Origin of the sequence: Streptomyces sp. NPDC024017, from assembly GCF_040638895.1 — a bacterium.
GTDB lineage: Bacteria > Actinomycetota > Actinomycetes > Streptomycetales > Streptomycetaceae > Streptomyces.
On record NZ_JBEZYZ010000011.1, the window covers coordinates 138,300 to 154,395 of the forward strand.

Genomic DNA, 16,096 nt, shown 5'->3' on the forward strand with positions numbered 1-16,096 from the left:
GGACACCCCCTGGGGGACTACAGGCCGGCGGCGTCCACCACGTCACCGAGGTCGATGAACTTGAAGCCGGTCGCCGTGCGCGTGCCGCCCTCGCCGTCCGGGACCTCGGGGATCTCGTGGCCGTCCTGGACGACCAGCAGGCCGTTCGGGAAGCGGCTGCCGAGCGGTGCGTTCAGGACGGCGGCGCCGTCGCACTCCTCCGCCCCGTCGAGGGTCGCCGAGGCCGCTCCGACACGGAAGCCGCCCTCGTACTCGTTGTCCTCGCTCACCTCACGGTCGTACAGGGCGAAGGTGTCGTCGCCCTGGCTGGAGGCGAAGAGGTAGCCGTCACCGTCCGGCTCCTGGAACAGCGTCAGGCCCTCGACGTCCGCGGACAGCCGCTCGCCGCCGTAGCCAGGGTCGGCGCCGGCCGTGCACTCCTCGGTCGCCTCGTCGTAGACACCGGGGACGCCGTACTCGCGGACCTTGTCCACCAAAACCGGCTGGGTGGTGAGGTCGGCACCCATCCGCCAGATGCCGATGTCCTCCTGCCCGGCGTAGAGCGTGCCGGTGGCGGGGTCGACCACCATGCCCTCGACCTGCGGGAGCTCGCCGGGTTCCGCGCAGGGGGACCAGGTGGCGCCGTTCGGGAGGCGGAAGGACGCGGGCAGGTCGAGGGTGCGGATCTTCCGGTAGGTGACGGTGCCGCTCGCGGTCGGCTTCAGCTCGACCAGTGCGAGGCGGGTCCGCTCCCGTTGGCTGACCAGGGCGTAGGTGCGCCCGCTGGACTTGTCCTGCCAGGTGGCGAGGCCGTAAGCGGTGCGCTGGTCGTTGATCTCCGCCTGGCCGGTGGAGAACACCGGGGCGACGGCCGGGTCGGTGATGTCGGTCAGCGGGCGGGCGGGCTTCGACGGGTCGATGCGGTAGATCCGCAGCCGGTCGTTGCCGCGGTCGCTGACCACGGCAACGTCGGCCCGGCCCGTGGAGGTGCGCAGACCGGTGACGAGGTCGACGTTGTTGTACCGGCCAGGGGCGTCGTCCTCGGCGGGCGGACGGGGCGAGGGCAGCGACTGCACCAAGCGGGCACCCAGGTCGTACACCCGAAGGCCGCCCTCCTTGGCGGTCGCGATGACGAGGCTGCGCCCCGGGTCGGCCGCATTGCGCCAGATCGCCGGATCGTCCGCGTCCGAGTTGCCGCCCGCCTCGTCGTCGTAGAGGGCGGTGGTCTCGCTGACGGGCGTCACCGTGGGCAGGGTCCCCTCATCGGCCCCGGCCTGGGCGGGGGTCAGGAAAGCCAGCATGGCGGTGCCCAGGGCGAGGGCGGCGGTTCTGAACGGAGTGGGATGCGTTCTCACAAGCACTTCCCTTGTCGGTGTCGAGGGCATGCTGATGATGCGGGGGCCACTTTGCGCACAAGAAACTGTGATCTGTACGCGCGAACACCGATGAGACGCTTACCTGCCAACTTCCGTTCAAGGCGCAACCGTTACGGCCACCTCGGGTCTGCTGTGCGCCGCATGCGCAGCCGCGGGGCCATTGTCCCGTCACCGCGAACGCCCCTCCTCCCCTCTGCGCCTGCATGGAAGGCGCACAGGCGGGGCAAGCGGTCCCTCTGAAATGGGGAGGATGCCATGACCATGACGGAGCAGCCCGTCGAGCCGGAAGGCAAGAGCACCGCATGCTGTGCGCGGCACAACAGCCCGAATGCGAGGCCCGGTGGCGACGCGGCCGAGACACCGCATGAACGGGTCAATCGACGCTGGAACGAGATTCTGCAGGAGACGCGGGTCACGCAAACGGGCGTGCAGATTCTCTTCGGCTTTCTGCTCAGCGTGGCCTTCACGCCTCTGTTCAGGGAGTTGGAGGCGCTGGACCGCGGCATCTACGTCGCCACCGTGGTGCTCGGTGCGGCGGCCACCGGATCGCTCATAGCGCCCGTCTCTATCCACCGCTTCCTGTCCGGCCAGCGGATGAAGGACGAGGTGGTGGAGACCGCCGGCCGTTTGATGATGTGCGGCATGGTCCTCCTCGCCCTGACCATCGGCTGCACGCTCCTATTGATTCTCCGTTTCGTTGTTCCCGGCGTTCTCGCCGAAGTGCTCGTCGGCGGGGTCATGCTGTGGTTCGGCCTGTGCTGGTACGTGCTGCCGCTGCACTTGCGACGTCGTGCCGGCCGGCGCTCCCGAACGCGGGACGCGTAGGGCACCGGGCTGCGATCGGCCCTCTCACATGGCCCGTGCCGGTGAGGTCCTTTGCCCCTTGGTAGGGGGCGGCAACTGATTACATGGGAAGCGCAGTCGGCGAAGCGAGAGGGCGGAGGGCGCGTGGACCAGAGTGAGGATGACATCCTGGCCGATGAGCTGGCCGCTCTGGCTGCCGGCACCGGGGGTGGCGGTGGCTTGACCCGGTTCGTGGCCAAGCTGATGAAGAAGAACGTTCACGAGATCGACCTGGTCGTCCTCTTGCCATTCGAAGATGCCGTCGAGCACGTCGCCAAAGTACTCGAACGAGCGGGGCGAACAGTCGGGTCCGTGCCTGAACCTGGTGACGGCCAGCTGACGATCCGTGTCGTTGCCGGCGGTGGGGCTGGCGGCCTGAACCCTGTCGTGGTGACGGCACTGGTGACGAGGGGCGACGCGTCCAGCTCGAAGGTCAGGCTTCGTGCTGCTGCCAAAGAGGGCTTGATCAAGCAGCGGGCGGGCGAGCGGACCGCTACCCGTCTTGCGGCACTGCTGGTCATGTAGACCCTTGCATGGCGGGAACGAGCCGGACCCTTGGTTCCGCGGGCCGCGCTGATGCGCCGCGCGGCCGCGGGCCCCTCGGGATTCCGTTTCAAGCCCGGCTCAGGCTGGGTTTTGCGCGCACCGGCTCATAACACGCACCCCGCCGGGTGAGTTGCCCGGCAGGATGCGTCGGTGCTCGACGATGGTCGGGCGGTCAGCAGCGGGAGTTGGTCTGGGTGAGCAGACCCATCCGCCATGCAACATGCCCACGTCAATAGCTACCAGAGGTAGATACATCCCATGACAAGCAGCCCGGCGATCGCAAGGTAATCCTCAACTCCTGCACTTCTAGGGCTTTGCGTCCCGAGCTATGGACAGCATCCCCATCCGCACCCCCTAATACATCCTATGTTCTTGGACGCCCGTCAGCTCCGCGCTGTCGTCCCGAAGGGGATGGGTTGGCCGGAGCGCAGGTGTTCCCTCAGCCACTGTTCGGTGTTGCTCACGTGGAGGAGGGCGGCGGCACGGCCGAGGACGGCGTCACGTGTCCGTTTCTGTCGTCATGTCAGGCGGCCGCCGACGGTAAAGCGCTTCGGCCGGACTGCTGACTGAGCGGCGTTCAACCCCCGTTGATCGAGCAATCACTCGCAGAAGAGGACGCCTGTATGAGAAAGCCTTGGCTTCTACCCCTGATCACGCTGGTCGCTGCCACGCTCGGGGTGACGGCGGCCGGTGTGGCCCCTGCCTCCGCCGCCTCGAACACCCCTTTGCGGATCATGCCGTTGGGCGACTCGATTACCTGGGGGGTGGGGAGCAGTACGGGCAACGGCTACCGGGGGCCGTTGTGGAACAGGCTGGCGGCAGACGGCCATCCGCTGGACTTCGTGGGCACGTTGCGGGGCGGTTCGATGTCCGACGCCGACAACGAAGGCCACTCCGGATACAAGATCCACCAGATCGCCGCACTCGCCGACGCCTCACTGACCCGCTACCGGCCCAACGTCGTGACGCTGGAGATCGGCACCAACGACCTCAACGAGAGCTACCAGGTCTCCACCGCCACCGCACGGCTGAGGTCTCTGGTCGACCGGATCACCGCCGTCGCCCCCGACGCAACCGTCCTCGTGGCCTCACTGGTCGTGTCCACCAGCGGCTCGGAGGAGCAGTACCGTGCCGCGTACAACCAGGCCATCCCCCACATCGTGAGGGACGCGCAGGCCGCGGGCAAGCACGTCGCATACGTGGACATGAGCAGCCTGACCACGGCCGACCTGGTCGACGCCCTGCATCCCAACGACGCGGGATACCAGAAGATGGCCGACGCCTTCCACCGCGGCATCCAGGCCGCTGACGGCGCCGGGTGGTTGAGGAACCCCGCCCCCGCCCCCACACGCGTGTCCTCCGGCATCACCGGCAAGTGCCTGGATGTCAACGGCGCCGGCACCGCCGACGGAACCGCCGTCCAGACCTGGGGCTGCGGCAACGGTGCCCACCAGGTCTGGTCCGCCTACACCGACGGCACCCTGCGCTCCATGGGCAAGTGCCTCGACGCCGCCGGCTGGGGCACCGCCAACGGCACCAAGGTGCAGACCTGGACCTGCAACGGCGGCTCCAACCAGGTCTGGCAGCCCTACAACGGCGGCTACCGCAACCCCGCCTCCGGCCGCTGCCTCGACGTTCCGGGCTCCTCCACGGCCGACGGCACGCAGCTCCAGTTGTGGGACTGCAACGGCGGCTCCAACCAGAAGTGGACCACGCTGACCGCCGGATGACCCGCGCTCCCGGGGCCCCAACCCTGTCTGGGCTGGGGTTCCGGGAAGGAGAGCGTCGAAGCGCTTCGACGATTCCATCCTCCTCAATGGGCTGCCAACGAATCGGCAGACGCTAGCGCTTCAGGGTAGAGACCCTTGTCTTCCATGAAAATTGTCCGCTACCTTGCGCCTGGCAGTGAAGCGCTTCGACAGCCGCCGTAGGAAGGCCGCCGCCATGAGTCATGCGTTGAACCCGAGGCCGTGGTCTTGCCGGTCCCGCCCACGACCCGCTCACCGATGCCCTCGCGCACGAACTGCTGCCCGGCGGTTGTGCGGGCACTGACCTCGATAGGGCGGCCATGACCAAGGAACACGGGACCTTCCACTGGGGGCACGAGGCCCTTCACCTCGAGTTCGTCCTCGCTGACGACGGCGGCCCGCGCCTCACGCACCTCGGCCTGCCCGGCGAAGCACAGAGAAGCCCCCGTGCGTCCCTGCCCCTGGTGGAAGTGACGGCCGCGGGTCACGGCCGTGGCTGGTCGGGCAACCGCCTCGTGGGCACCGACCTCGGCGGGCGCCTTCGCCACCGGTCCCATCACGCGACCCGCGACGGCGACTGGCACACCCTGACCGTGCACCTCCACGATCCGGAGACCGGGCTGGTCGCGGAGGTGGCCTACCGGTCACCGGACGGCATCCCCGTGCTCCGCAGCGAGGTGACCCTGCGCAACGAAGGGCGGACCACGTTCCACCTGGAGTCGGTCAGCTCGCTCGCGGTGGGCTGCCTCACCCCACAGGACCCGGCGGCCATCGACGCCGCGGACCTGCTCTGGGCGGAGAACGACTGGCTCGCCGAATGCCGCTGGCAGCGACAGCCGATGCGCCTGACCACACCGCCCCTCAGCGGACGCGTGAGCTACGGGCACGGCAGAGCCGGCTTCGCCCTGAACGGACAGGGCACCTGGTCCAGTTGCGGACGCCTCCCCATGGGCGGCCTGACGGACCGGATCACCGGCCGCACCTGGGTGTGGCAGATCGAGCACAACGGCGGGGGCTGGCGCTGGGAATGCGAAGAGCGGAACAAGGCGGCCTACGCGGCGCTGTTCGGCCCCACCGACACCCACCACGGCTGGCGGCACCCCCTTGAACCCGGCGCCGCCTTCCGCACCGTACCCGCCGCCCTGTCCTTCAGCGCCGACGGCGGCCCCGACGCCGCGTTCGCCGCGCTGACCCGCTACCGCCGCGTCCAGCGCCGCCCGCACGCCGACCACCAGCGCCTGCCCGTCATCTTCAACGACTACATGAACTGCCTGATGGGCGACCCCACGACCGAGAAGCTGCTGCCCCTCATCGACGCGGCGGCCGACGCGGGCGCGGAGTACTTCGTGATCGACGCCGGCTGGTACGACGGCGACAGCGGCGGCTGGTGGGACACCGTCGGCGCCTGGGAGCCGGCCGCCTCCCGGTTCCCAGGGACGCGCGGGATCCACGAGGTGCTGGACCGCGTCCGGGAGCGCGGCATGGTGCCCGGCCTGTGGCTGGAGCCGGAGGTGATCGGCGTACGCAGCCCCGTGGCCAAGTCCCTGCCCGACGAGGCGTTCTTCCGCCGCGACGGCATCCGCGTCACGGAGGCCGGCCGGCACCACCTGGACCTGCGCCACCCGGCCGCCCGTGCCCACTTGGACCAGGTCGTGGACCGCCTGGTCGGCGAGTGGGGCGTCGGCTACCTCAAGCTCGACCACAACATCGACCCCGGCTCCGGCACCAGCGCCCACCCCGGCGAGACCCCGGGCGCCGGCCTGCTCGGCCACCACCGGGCCCACCTCGACTGGCTCGACGGCGTCCTCGACCGGTACCCGCACCTGGTGCTGGAGAACTGCTCCTCCGGCGGCATGCGCTGGGACCACGCCCTCCTGTCCCGGATGCAGCTGCAGTCCACCAGCGATCAGCAGAACCTCCACCTCTACGCACCCATCGCGGCGTCCGCGCCCACCGCCGTCACCCCTGAACAGGGCGCGGTCTGGGCGTACCCCCAGCCGGAGGACTCCCTCGACGAGGTGGCCTTCACCATGGCCAACGCACTCCTCGGCCGGATCCATCTCTCGGGCCGCATTCCCGAACTCCAGCCGGACGCCCGCGCCTTGGTCCACGAAGCGGTAGCGGTGTACAAGGCCATCCGCGCCGACCTGCCGCAAGCCGTGCCGTCCTGGCCCCTGGGCCTGCCCGCCTGGGAGGACCCCTGGATCGCCCTGGCCCTGCGCACTCCCGCCACCACCTACCTCACCGCCTGGCGCCGCCCCGGGACCGATGCCACGGCGACGCTTCACCTGCCCCACCTGCGGGACACCGCCGCCCGTGTCGACCTGCTCTACCCCTCGGTCAGCCGGGCCGATTCCGCCTGGATGCCCGACACCGCCGAGCTGAGCCTGACCCTGCCCACCGCGCCGTCCGCCGTCCTGCTCCGCATCACCCCCACGGCACCCGGCGCTCCCTGAACCACCCCACGCCCGCATCACGAATCGACGAGAGGACCCATCGGGTGCCCCCTCTGCGCCAGCCGGACGGACGCTTCGCCAACCCCGTGATCCCCGGCTTCCACCCCGACCCCAGCGTCTGCCGCGTCGGCGACGACTACTACCTGGCCTGCTCCAGCTTCGAGTACTTCCCCGGGGTGCCCCTCTTCCACAGCCGTGACCTGGTGCACTGGACGCAGATCGGCAACGTCCTGGACCGGCCGGAACAACTGCGTCTGCCCGCCTCCATGTCGTCCTCCGGCGGGATCTACGCCCCCACCCTGCGCCACCACGACGGCCGCTTCTGGCTGATCGTCACCAACTGCAGCGAGGACGGCGGCAACCTGATCGTCACGGCCACCGACCCCGCCGGACCGTGGTCGGACCCCATCTGGGCGCCGGGTGTCCCCGGCATCGATCCCGACCTGGTCTGGGACGAGGACGGCACCTGCTGGTGCACGGTCGCCGGGGTCTCGCAGGTCCGTATCGACCCGTCCACCGGGCAGACGTACGGCACACCGCACAGGCTCTGGTCCGGCGGGCCCGGCGCCAAGGCCCCGGAGGCGCCGCACCTGTACCGGATCGGCGACTACTGGTACCTGCTCATCGCCGAGGGTGGGACCGAGCGCGGCCACGGCGTCTCGATCGCCCGCGGCCGTACGCCCACGGGCCCGTTCGAGCCGTGCCCGGCCAACCCGGTCCTCACCCACCGCGGCACCGACCACCCCGTCCAGAACACCGGGCACGCCGACCTGGTCCAAGGCCCCGACGGCTCCTGGTGGATGGTGCTGCTCGGCGTCCGGCCGGGCGGCGGCACGCCGGGCTGGCACGTGCTCGGCCGGGAGACCTTCCTGGCACCCGTGACCTGGGTGGACGACTGGCCGGTCGTCGGCGAGGTCGCCCTGGACCTGCCCGGGCTCCCGTGGCCGCTCTCTCCCGGCCCTGTCGAGGAGCACCGGGACGACTTCGAGCTCGCCGAACTGCGGCCGTCCTGGATCTCCGTGCGGGACCGGTCCGCCGAACACTGCACCACCAAGGAGCGCCCCGGATGGCTGACGCTCCGCGCGCGGGGCGGCTCTCTGGACGAGCCCGACGTGGTGTTCACCGGCCGACGCCAGCAGCATCTGTCGTGCCGGGCACGCACTCTGGTCGATGCCGCGGAGGGAAGCGGTGGCCTCGCCGTCCGGCTCGACGAGCGGCACCACTACGCGATCGAGGTGTCAGGCCCCGAGGTGCGGGTGGTCGCGCGCGTCGGCTCCCTGCGCACGGTCGTGGCCGCACAGCCCGTGCCCGCCGGGCCGGTGGTCCTCGCCGTCACGATCACGGAACCGCCGTCTCCGCACGGGCCGTGCACGGGACCCGACGTCGTCTGCCTCGGCGTCGAGCAGCCCGACGGCACGTTCACCGAGCTCGCGACCCTCGACGGCCGCTATCTGTCGACCGAGGTCGCCGGCGGCTTCACGGGCCGGGTCATCGGCATGTACGCCGCGGCAGGCAGCGTCCACTTCGACTGGTTCGACTACGAGCCCCTCGACTGCTGAACCGGGCCCTTCCCCGGCTGACCGACCGAAAGGCATGACACGATCTCCGCGACGTTCCGGAACGAGCCGCGCTCGGTCACCAGCCCGACGTTCCTCACGCGCGGTTCCACATCTGGCCGGCCTGGCCGTTGCAGGCCCACAGGACCAGCGGGGTTCCGTTGGTGGTGCCGGCCCGGTCGACGTCGAGGCACAGCCCGGCGTGGACGTTGCGGATCGACCCGTCGGAACCGACGGTCCACTTCTGGTTGTCCTGGCCGTTGCAGGGCCAGGTGATGACACGGGTGCCGTTGGCGGTGCCCCGGTCGTAGGCGTCCAGGCATTTGTCGCCGAAGACCCGGATCTCGCCACCCGCCCACGTGGTCCACAACTGGTTGGCGGCCGTGTGGCAGTCCCAGAGCAGCACCGTGGCCCCGGCCGCGGTGGAGGAGTTGTCCACGTCCACGCAGCGGCCGGAGCCGTTGCCGCGCAGCCGCGAGGTGGTGGCGGCCAGCGGACTGCCACCGCTCACCCGGAACACGGCCACGCCGTGCGCGGGAACGCTCGCCGAGATCTGCCCGGAGGTGCTCGAGGTGCCGCCGGTCCACAGGTCGGTGAGGGTGAACGGCCCGCCGGACAGGCCGACTTGTGCCGCTGTCGTGGTGACCGTCGCGGTGCCACTCCCCCGGTTGAACAGGCCCACCGCGACCGAACCGTCGGACAGGGGTTTGGCGAACACCTCGGTGGTGCCGTCGTCGCGCACCCTGCGCCCGCCCGCGCCCAGCGGATCCTGGTTCACCGCCAGCAGACGGGGGTTGCGCAGGATCGCGCTCACGTCGGCGGACATGGTGCGGATGTCGTTGCCGGCCATGAGCGGTGCGCTCAGCAGCGCCCACAGGGCGAAGTGCGAGCGGGACTCGGTCAGTGACAGGCCGGGGCGGCCGACGACCAGCATGTCGGGGTCGTTCCAGTGCCCCGGGCCCGACTGCGCCGCCAGCGGCGCAATGACGTCCAGGACGTTGCCGACGCCCATCGGATAGCTGTTGGTGTTGCCGTTCTGCCAGATGTCGAGCAGGTCCTCGGTCGTCCGCCACAGGTCCGCGACCTGACCCCAGTTGTAGGTGGCGCCGGTGATGGCGTGGAAGCTGTTGGGGTTGATGCTGTAGACGATCGGCCGACCGGTGGCGCGCAGGGCATCGCGCATGAGCGTGAATCGCGCGACCTGCTCGTCGCGGGTACCGCTGGAGGAGCACCAGTCGTACTTGAGGTAGTCGACGCCCCACGAGGCGAACGTGGCGGCGTCCTGGGCCTCGTGCCCCTTGCTGCCCGTCGACCCGGGATAGGCGCCGGTGGTCTGCGCGCAGGTGCGTTCGCCCGGCACCTGGTAGATGCCGAACTTGAGGCCCTTGCTGTGGATGTAGTCCCCGAGGGCCTTCATCCCGCTCGGGAACTTGGTCGGATTGGCCCGCAGGTTGCCCGCCGCGTCGCGCTGTGGATCGAACCAGCAGTCGTCGACCACCACGTACCGGTAGCCGGCGTCCCGCATGCCCGAGGACACCATCGCGTCGGCGGCCTGACGTACCTGAGCCTCGGTGATCCCACACCCGAAGCTGTTCCAGCTGTTCCAGCCCAACGGTGGAGTGAGCGCCGGGCTGCCGGGCGCGGCCGAGGCGGTGGACGGAGCGGAGGCCGTCACGGATGCGGTGACCGTCAACGCGGCGGCCGCGAGGAGGCGGAGCAGTCGTCTTCCTGATCGTGTGCGCACCGGGGCTCCTTCTGGGCGTTCGAAATTTCGAGCGCCATTCGGAAAGTCAGGGCCTCACGGATACTAAGGAGACGTCCGAACATGTCAACACCACCCGCCTCCGGAGCTCCCCTCGCATCCCGGCGACGCAAGAATGGCCCAAATACTCTGCGCCAGCCGGACAGTCGACCGACGACAGCCGATCACCGACCGCTTCCGAATGTTTCGATGGGGTGGACGACTCGTGCGGGGCGTATCGACGGCTCAGGTGCCGAGTCAGCCGTCACTGACGGTCGGGTTGTTGGGTTCCGGTCCGGCACGGGTCAGGCGTTTCCGGTGCCGGGGTGGCGGATGTCACCGGCCGTGAGCGGCAGACGCCGGTGCAGCAGCGAGGACGCGGACGTCCCATGCACCGAGCCGCACGGGCGTACCGGCCGGGGTCACGCTGCCGTCCAGGGCGTCGGTCAGGTCCACCGGGGCCTGTGCGGTGGCCGGCTGCCAGCTCCAGTTGTGGACGACATGGACGCGCCGGCCGTCAGGGGCGGTGCCGGTGGCGACGGTGACCGAGTCCGGCAGGCCCTGCCAGCCGCTGCACGGGGCGGGCGTGAGCCACGCGGCGAGTACGCGGGCCAGATCGCGGCCGGGCACGGTGCCCACGCACGTGACGCGGCCCGCGCCGTGGCGGCGGGTGGTGACGGCGGGCCAGCGCCCGAAGTGCGGGTGGTCGTACTCGGCCAGGACGTCGGCGCCCTCGACGGCCAGGCCCTCCACCCAACGGGTGGCCACCGCGGAGGCGGGCAGCTGGAGCGGGCTGTCCGGTGCGGTGCGCAGCGGCAGGTCTGCGTGCAGGTTGCTGAACTCGTCGTACCGGACGCCCGCGGCCCGGACCAGTCGCGCCGGTGTCACCTCGTGGCGTGCCCGAGCCTCATGGTCGCCGTAGCCGGTACGGGGGCCGAGGACGAGGTGGCCGCCCGCCTCCGCGTAGGCGCCGAGCCAGTCGAGCGTCCCATCGTCCGCCACGTACAGCGCGGGAGCGATGAGCACGGGGTGCCGCTCGGCCGCCGACTCCGGCGCCAGGCCCGGGCGTTCGCCGCGCGGGTCGTGCAACTGACGGGCGTGCAGGATCCTTACCTGGCGCCCGGCCTCGAACGCGCCCCGGTAGAACGGGTCGAAGATGCCCTCGTACGCACCCTCGTCCGGACCGCCGTCGGGACCCGCGAGCGGCGGGTACTTGTTCATCAGCCACTTGCTCGGCGCCGAGTACACCATCGCGATGTCGGCGTCCGGTGTGATCCCGGCGACCAGGTCTCCTGCCCGCTCGAACTCCGCTCCCAAGCGGGCGAGTTCACCGTAGGCGCGGCCCGGCCGTCCGCTGTGCGGGAGGATCCCGCCCCAGTACGTCTCGGTGCCGAAGTGCAGCGTGTGCCAGTGCCAGTACTCGATCATGCGGGCCCCGCGCGCGACCAGCGCCCACGCGGCCTGCCGCCACTGCCCGTCGAAGGCGGGCCGGTTGTCCGAAGTGCCGCCGATGGCCTGCGCGTTGGTCTCCGTGATCAGGAACGGCTCCTGGCGCGAGGAGTAGATCCGGTCGGCGCTCCGGTGCAGCGCCCATGCCCCGTACGCCATCCACTGCCCCGGCAGCTTCTCGTGCGGCGGCTCCGGCATGGTGAGGCTGTCCTGCATGTCGTAGTACGGGTTGCCCGCGGTGATGTCCAGGCTGTCGGTGAGCTCGTCGTCCTCCAGGCCGGGAGACCAGTAGGCCAGGCACGTGGTGACGAACTGGCCCGGCCTCGCGTACTCACGCACGATGCCGGCCTGCCAGGCGATGAACTCGGTGGTCTGCCGGGCCTGGAACGCCCGCCAGGCCAGGTCGTACTGCGGCTGCGCGTTGCCCTCCGGCTTCCAAAGGTCGGCCCAGGTGGACAGTCGGTGCGACCAGTACACCAGCCCCCACTCGCGGTTGAGGGTCTCCACATCGCCGTACCGCTGCCGCAGGTCGTCCACGAACCGCTGGAAGACACCGTGGTTGTGCGGCAGCCGCGGGCCCGGTTCGTTGTCGACCTGGAAACCGATGACCGCGGGGTGGTCTGCGTAACGGGCCGTGATCGCGCGGATCACCCGCTCCGCGTGAAAGCGGAAGGCCGGGTGCGTGATGTCGACCTCCTGCCGGCCACCCCACGCGGCGCGCCGCCCTGTGGCGTCCTCGGCGGCGATCTCCGGGTACTGCCGGGCCAACCACGGCGGCACCGCGTAGGTGGGAGTTCCGAGGACGACGGAGATGCCGCGCTCGTGGGCGCCGTCGAGGACGGGTTGCAGCCAGTCGAGTTCGAACCGGCCGTTCTCCGGTTCCCAGGTGGACCAGACCGACTCACCGACGCGGATGACGGTGAACTTCGCCTCCGCCATGAGATCGAGGTCGGTCTTGAGCCGCTCGTACGGCTGGTACTCGTGGTAGTAGGCGGCGCCGAACAGGACGCGCGCGGGCAGATCAGTCATGCGAAGCCCCCGTGAGACGTATGTGGGTGGTGGTCGAGATCGAGCCGGAGGGTCGAACCGGATCTGCCAGGCCGGACCGCCCAGAGGGGTCCCACCCCCCTCCCGGGGAAAGCTTGGTCCTGCCGTGCCACGGGTCCGGGCAGCATCTGGTGACTCACGGCAGCAGCCTCCTCGGAGAATCGTCGAAGCGCTTCACCTGGTAACGCAAGGTAATGAGGAACTTCGGGCGAAACAAGAGGATGCAGGCAATGGAACCCTCTCTACTGCCAGGCATTGGCATCACATCTCAGGCGGTGGCAGCGTCGAAGCGCTTCACCAACCTCACCTCGTGTGTGTTTGGCCGTGTCCCCGGAGGCACCGCGAGAGTTGATCACGGCATGAAGAAGTCACCATCACGCATCATCGCCATCACCGCGCTCACCGCCGGTGCCGCCTTCGCCTCCGTGGCACCCGCGCAGGCAGGCGTTGTCGACGGCGCACTCAACAACGCCGCCGCTCTGGATTCCGTCAACGTCCTTGGTTCGCTGGTCAACAGCACCCTGTCGGAGGCGTCGAACAACAACGCGAACACGAAGGCGCAGGGCAAGGACAACAACAGCATCGCCCGCTGAGCACCTGCGGTACAGCCACGAGCCGCGATGAGTTTCGCGGCCTCCGGCGGTCGTACGGTCGAACCCGTTATCGGAGGAGGACTTCTGATGCGCAGCGTGACCTATTCGATGAGCGTCTCACTCGACGGCTACATCGTCGGGCCGGACGGTAATTTCGAGTGGACGGTGCCCGACGAGAAGGTCTTTCGCTTCTGGATCGACGAGATTCGACAGGTCGGCGTCCATCTGTTGGGACGGCGGCTGTACGAGACGATGCTGTACTGGGAGACCGCCGACCAGGATCCATCGCTCGACGACTCACAGCTTGAGTGGGCCGCGCTCTGGAAGCCGCTCCCAAAGGTGGTGTTCTCCACCACGCTGTCGGCAGTCCAGGGCCATGCCCGCCTGGCCTCCGGCGGCCTGGCGGAGGAGATCGAGCGGCTGCGAGCCGAGCCGGGGGAGGGCGACATCGCGATCGGCGGCGCGACTCTCGCCGCCGAGGCGGCCGCCTTGGATCTGATCGACGAGTACCAGGTCATGGTCTACCCGGTGCTGGTCGGCGGTGGCATTCCGTTCTTCCCTCGACACGAGCGCCGGGTGGATCTCGAACTCGTCGAGACTCGCACCTTCAGCTCGAGAATCGTCTACCTCCGCTACCGCGTGCCGCGCTAGACCGAGTCTTGGAATATACGGCGGCGCGTCTTCGGCATCGGGACCGGTGCGGTCGCTTCGCTCGTCCTGCGCATCAGGTCCAGGCACTGCTGAGCCATCGGCCAACGCTGGCCTCTTCCCTCGGGTCGCTCTCACAGGCTCGCGATAAGTTGCCCGCCATGGCTGAACTCTCGCCTGTCGCCTGGCACCTGCCCCGGTCAAGACCGAACGGCTCGTCCTCCGCGCGTCCGAGGCCGAGGACCGTGCGGCGTTCATCGAGCTGTTCGCATCGCCGGAGGTGGGCACCTACATCGGTGGCCCCCGACCGCGTGATGAGCTCGATCGCGCGGTTCCTGAGGTTCCCGGGCGGCCCTGGCCTCTTCGTGATCGATCTCGACGGAGCGATGATCGGCATGGTCACGCTCGATCGGCGCGACGCAGAGCGTCCGGGTCACGTCCGGCCGAATGCCGGGGACGTCGGACTCGGTTACATGTTGCTGCCGGAGGCGTGGGGATGCGGGTATGCCACCGAGGCGTGCGCAGCGGCACTCGGCTGGTTCGCCGACGCCCTTCCCGGCGAGCCGGTGGTGCTCTGCACCCAGACCGCCAACGACCGCGCGATGCGTCTCGCGGCGAAGCTGGGATTCACCGAGGTGGAGCGGTTCGAGGAGTACGGCGCCGAGCAGTGGTTCGGCGTGTGGTCATCGGCCACACCGTCTGATTGAGCGGCCGCTTCTTTCGCATCACTCGAAAGCAACACGGTGGGCACGGCTAGGGGAAGGGCCGCTCCGACCTCCCCAGGTGTCGCAGCCCTTCCCGTCCAACAGCAAGCGGTTACCCCGGCATGCGGATCCCACGCCTCACCCGCAAGGAGCTGGACCGCAGTCGCCGCGTGACACCCGCGCGTGCCCCTCCTTCCCTACACGCTCGGCCCCAGGTTCAGTCGTGCTGCTCCTCCAGGACATCGATCAACTCGGTGAGCGCCGGCAACGCAGCCTCGATGGCCTGCCGGCTGTCCGGCGCCAGGGCAATCAGGGCTTGCCTCAGCGTCTCCGTGCTCACTCGGTCGTAGCGGCTGAGCAGATCGAGAGCATGCGGGGAGGCCACGAGGGTCACCGTGCGAAGGTCGGTCGACGACGGCTTGCGCTCGACGAGGCCGGATGCGGTCATGGTGCGGACGAGGTTGCTGACGGTCGAGGGGGCTACTCGTAGGCGCGCGGCAACCTCGCGCGGGGCCAGGGCTCCGGCGTCGGACAGGACTCTCAGGAGCTCGATCTGCGCCTCGGGAAGGTCCGGCAGGTCCTCCGCGCGGCGGGTGCGCAGCAGCACGGCACGCCGGAGGGGCCCGATGAGGCGGCCGAGATCAGTCGCGGTGTCCATGCGTTCATGATGACCGCAACATCCTTTTGACGCAAAATAGTTTTGTGGCAAAATGGATGGCGAGGCGAGACCGCGGTAAGCGTCAAGGAGGTACCTCGCATGGTCAACAGCGGAGCGCACGACACCACCGTCCGGAACCCAGTACCCCCGCAGCAGCTCTCCGGGATCGTCGGCCACCGCTTCATCTACACCTACGCCAACGGCTGGCAGTACGAGATGTACGTGAAGAACCCGACCACCATCGACTACCGGATCCACTCCGGCATGGTGGGCGGCCGTTGGGTCAAGGACCAGCAGGTCGACCTGGTCCAACTGGACGACGACCACTACAAGATCTCCTGGAACGAGCCCACCGGTACGTCGGTCTGCGTGAACGTCATGCCCGGCAAGCGCCGCCTGCACGGCGTGATCTTCTTCCCGCACTGGGTCGAGGAGCACGGCGAGCGCACCGTCCTCTACCAGAACGACCACCTCGACGAGATGCGCAGGTACCGCGACGAGGGTCCGACGTACCCGATCTACGTGGTCCCGGAATTCGCCAAGATCACCCTCTTCGAGTTCGTCGGCCCCGACGACGACACCATCATCGCCACGGCCCCGGGCGACCTCCCGCCGGGCTGGTCCGACCGCACCGACTGACCGCCCCAGCCGCCCATCGCACGGCGGTGGGTCGAGGAAGCGGACGAGGCGCCAAGAGCCAAGATCGATTGTCAGTGGTGGGTGAGAAGGTAGGAACATCAAGCCGGAACGAG

The 16,096-nt window shown here is 69.5% G+C and carries 13 protein-coding genes and 1 pseudogene; 9 read left to right on the plus strand and 5 right to left on the minus strand.

Annotation, left to right across the window (positions count from 1 at the left end; translation table 11 throughout):
- Window positions 1–17 precede the first annotated feature (17 nt).
- Entirely contained in the window at window positions 18–1,280 is a 1,263-nt protein-coding gene (locus AB0G20_RS28375; RefSeq protein ID WP_361307462.1) for a phytase, read from the minus strand.
- 330 nt (window positions 1,281–1,610) lie between these two features.
- On the opposite strand from AB0G20_RS28375, the gene AB0G20_RS28380 reads away from it, so the two are divergent.
- Both AB0G20_RS28380 and AB0G20_RS28385 read left to right on the plus strand, forming a co-directional pair.
- Window positions 1,611–2,180 carry a DUF6328 family protein gene (locus AB0G20_RS28380; protein ID WP_361307132.1) on the plus strand — a complete coding sequence of 190 codons (570 nt, stop codon included), beginning with the start codon at window positions 1,611–1,613 and terminating at the stop codon, window positions 2,178–2,180.
- A gap of 123 nt (window positions 2,181–2,303) precedes the next feature.
- Entirely contained in the window at window positions 2,304–2,723 is a 420-nt protein-coding gene (locus tag AB0G20_RS28385) for a hypothetical protein (protein WP_361307134.1), read from the plus strand.
- A 404-nt stretch (window positions 2,724–3,127) separates the two neighbouring features.
- Here AB0G20_RS28385 and AB0G20_RS28390 read toward each other — a convergent pair.
- Window positions 3,128–3,250 (minus strand): annotated as a pseudogene (locus tag AB0G20_RS28390) (GntR family transcriptional regulator); the annotation flags it as partial.
- A 117-nt stretch (window positions 3,251–3,367) separates the two neighbouring features.
- On the opposite strand from AB0G20_RS28390, the gene AB0G20_RS28395 reads away from it, so the two are divergent.
- The 3 genes from AB0G20_RS28395 (at window position 3,368) to AB0G20_RS28405 (ending at window position 8,507) form a co-directional block, all read left to right on the plus strand.
- Window positions 3,368–4,474: a ricin-type beta-trefoil lectin domain protein gene (locus AB0G20_RS28395; RefSeq protein WP_361307136.1), complete on the plus strand. Its 1,107-nt coding sequence runs from the start codon at window positions 3,368–3,370 to the stop codon at window positions 4,472–4,474.
- Window positions 4,475–4,812: 338 nt separating this feature from the next.
- Window positions 4,813–6,948 carry an alpha-galactosidase gene (locus AB0G20_RS28400; protein WP_361307138.1) on the plus strand — a complete coding sequence of 712 codons (2,136 nt, stop codon included), beginning with the start codon at window positions 4,813–4,815 and terminating at the stop codon, window positions 6,946–6,948.
- 44 nt (window positions 6,949–6,992) lie between these two features.
- Window positions 6,993–8,507, plus strand: coding sequence for a glycoside hydrolase family 43 protein (locus tag AB0G20_RS28405; protein ID WP_361307140.1), 1,515 nt, complete (start codon window positions 6,993–6,995; stop codon window positions 8,505–8,507).
- A gap of 94 nt (window positions 8,508–8,601) precedes the next feature.
- On the opposite strand, the gene AB0G20_RS28410 is transcribed toward AB0G20_RS28405, so the two are convergent.
- Window positions 8,602–10,248, minus strand: coding sequence for an RICIN domain-containing protein (locus AB0G20_RS28410; protein WP_361307142.1), 1,647 nt, complete (start codon window positions 10,246–10,248; stop codon window positions 8,602–8,604).
- A 333-nt stretch (window positions 10,249–10,581) separates the two neighbouring features.
- Window positions 10,582–12,723, minus strand: a complete 2,142-nt coding sequence (locus AB0G20_RS28415; RefSeq protein ID WP_361307144.1) for a beta-galactosidase — start codon at window positions 12,721–12,723, stop codon at window positions 10,582–10,584.
- Window positions 12,724–13,016: 293 nt separating this feature from the next.
- Here AB0G20_RS28415 and AB0G20_RS28420 point away from each other — a divergent pair, with 293 nt between their 5' ends.
- The 3 genes from AB0G20_RS28420 to AB0G20_RS28430 all read left to right on the plus strand — a co-directional run bounded on the left by AB0G20_RS28420 (window position 13,017) and on the right by AB0G20_RS28430 (window position 14,689).
- Window positions 13,017–13,334, plus strand: coding sequence for a hypothetical protein (locus AB0G20_RS28420; protein ID WP_361307146.1), 318 nt, complete (start codon window positions 13,017–13,019; stop codon window positions 13,332–13,334).
- A gap of 87 nt (window positions 13,335–13,421) precedes the next feature.
- Window positions 13,422–13,985, plus strand: a complete 564-nt coding sequence (locus AB0G20_RS28425) for a dihydrofolate reductase family protein (RefSeq protein ID WP_361307148.1) — start codon at window positions 13,422–13,424, stop codon at window positions 13,983–13,985.
- A 293-nt stretch (window positions 13,986–14,278) separates the two neighbouring features.
- Window positions 14,279–14,689: a GNAT family N-acetyltransferase gene (locus AB0G20_RS28430; RefSeq protein ID WP_361307150.1), complete on the plus strand. Its 411-nt coding sequence runs from the start codon at window positions 14,279–14,281 to the stop codon at window positions 14,687–14,689.
- Between the two features lie 214 nt (window positions 14,690–14,903).
- On the opposite strand, the gene AB0G20_RS28435 is transcribed toward AB0G20_RS28430, so the two are convergent.
- A complete protein-coding gene (locus AB0G20_RS28435; protein WP_361307152.1) occupies window positions 14,904–15,344 on the minus strand; it encodes a MarR family transcriptional regulator in 441 nt (146 codons plus the stop codon).
- Between the two features lie 99 nt (window positions 15,345–15,443).
- Between AB0G20_RS28435 and AB0G20_RS28440 the strand changes: the two genes are divergently transcribed.
- A complete protein-coding gene (locus AB0G20_RS28440) occupies window positions 15,444–15,983 on the plus strand; it encodes a phenolic acid decarboxylase (protein ID WP_361307154.1) in 540 nt (179 codons plus the stop codon).
- Window positions 15,984–16,096 lie beyond the last annotated feature (113 nt).

What these genes read in the sequence shown, in the direction of transcription:
- AB0G20_RS28375 (WP_361307462.1), bottom strand. Translation starts at nt 1,280, where the DNA reads ATGCTGGCTTTCCTGACCCCCGCCCAGGCCGGGGCCGATGAGGGGACC.
- AB0G20_RS28380 (WP_361307132.1), top strand. Translation starts at nt 1,611, where the DNA reads ATGACCATGACGGAGCAGCCCGTCGAGCCGGAAGGCAAGAGCACCGCA.
- AB0G20_RS28395 (WP_361307136.1), top strand. Translation starts at nt 3,368, where the DNA reads ATGAGAAAGCCTTGGCTTCTACCCCTGATCACGCTGGTCGCTGCCACG.
- AB0G20_RS28400 (WP_361307138.1), top strand. Translation starts at nt 4,813, where the DNA reads ATGACCAAGGAACACGGGACCTTCCACTGGGGGCACGAGGCCCTTCAC.
- AB0G20_RS28415 (WP_361307144.1), bottom strand. Translation starts at nt 12,723, where the DNA reads ATGACTGATCTGCCCGCGCGCGTCCTGTTCGGCGCCGCCTACTACCAC.
- AB0G20_RS28425 (WP_361307148.1), top strand. Translation starts at nt 13,422, where the DNA reads ATGCGCAGCGTGACCTATTCGATGAGCGTCTCACTCGACGGCTACATC.
- AB0G20_RS28435 (WP_361307152.1), bottom strand. Translation starts at nt 15,344, where the DNA reads ATGGACACCGCGACTGATCTCGGCCGCCTCATCGGGCCCCTCCGGCGT.
- AB0G20_RS28440 (WP_361307154.1), top strand. Translation starts at nt 15,444, where the DNA reads ATGGTCAACAGCGGAGCGCACGACACCACCGTCCGGAACCCAGTACCC.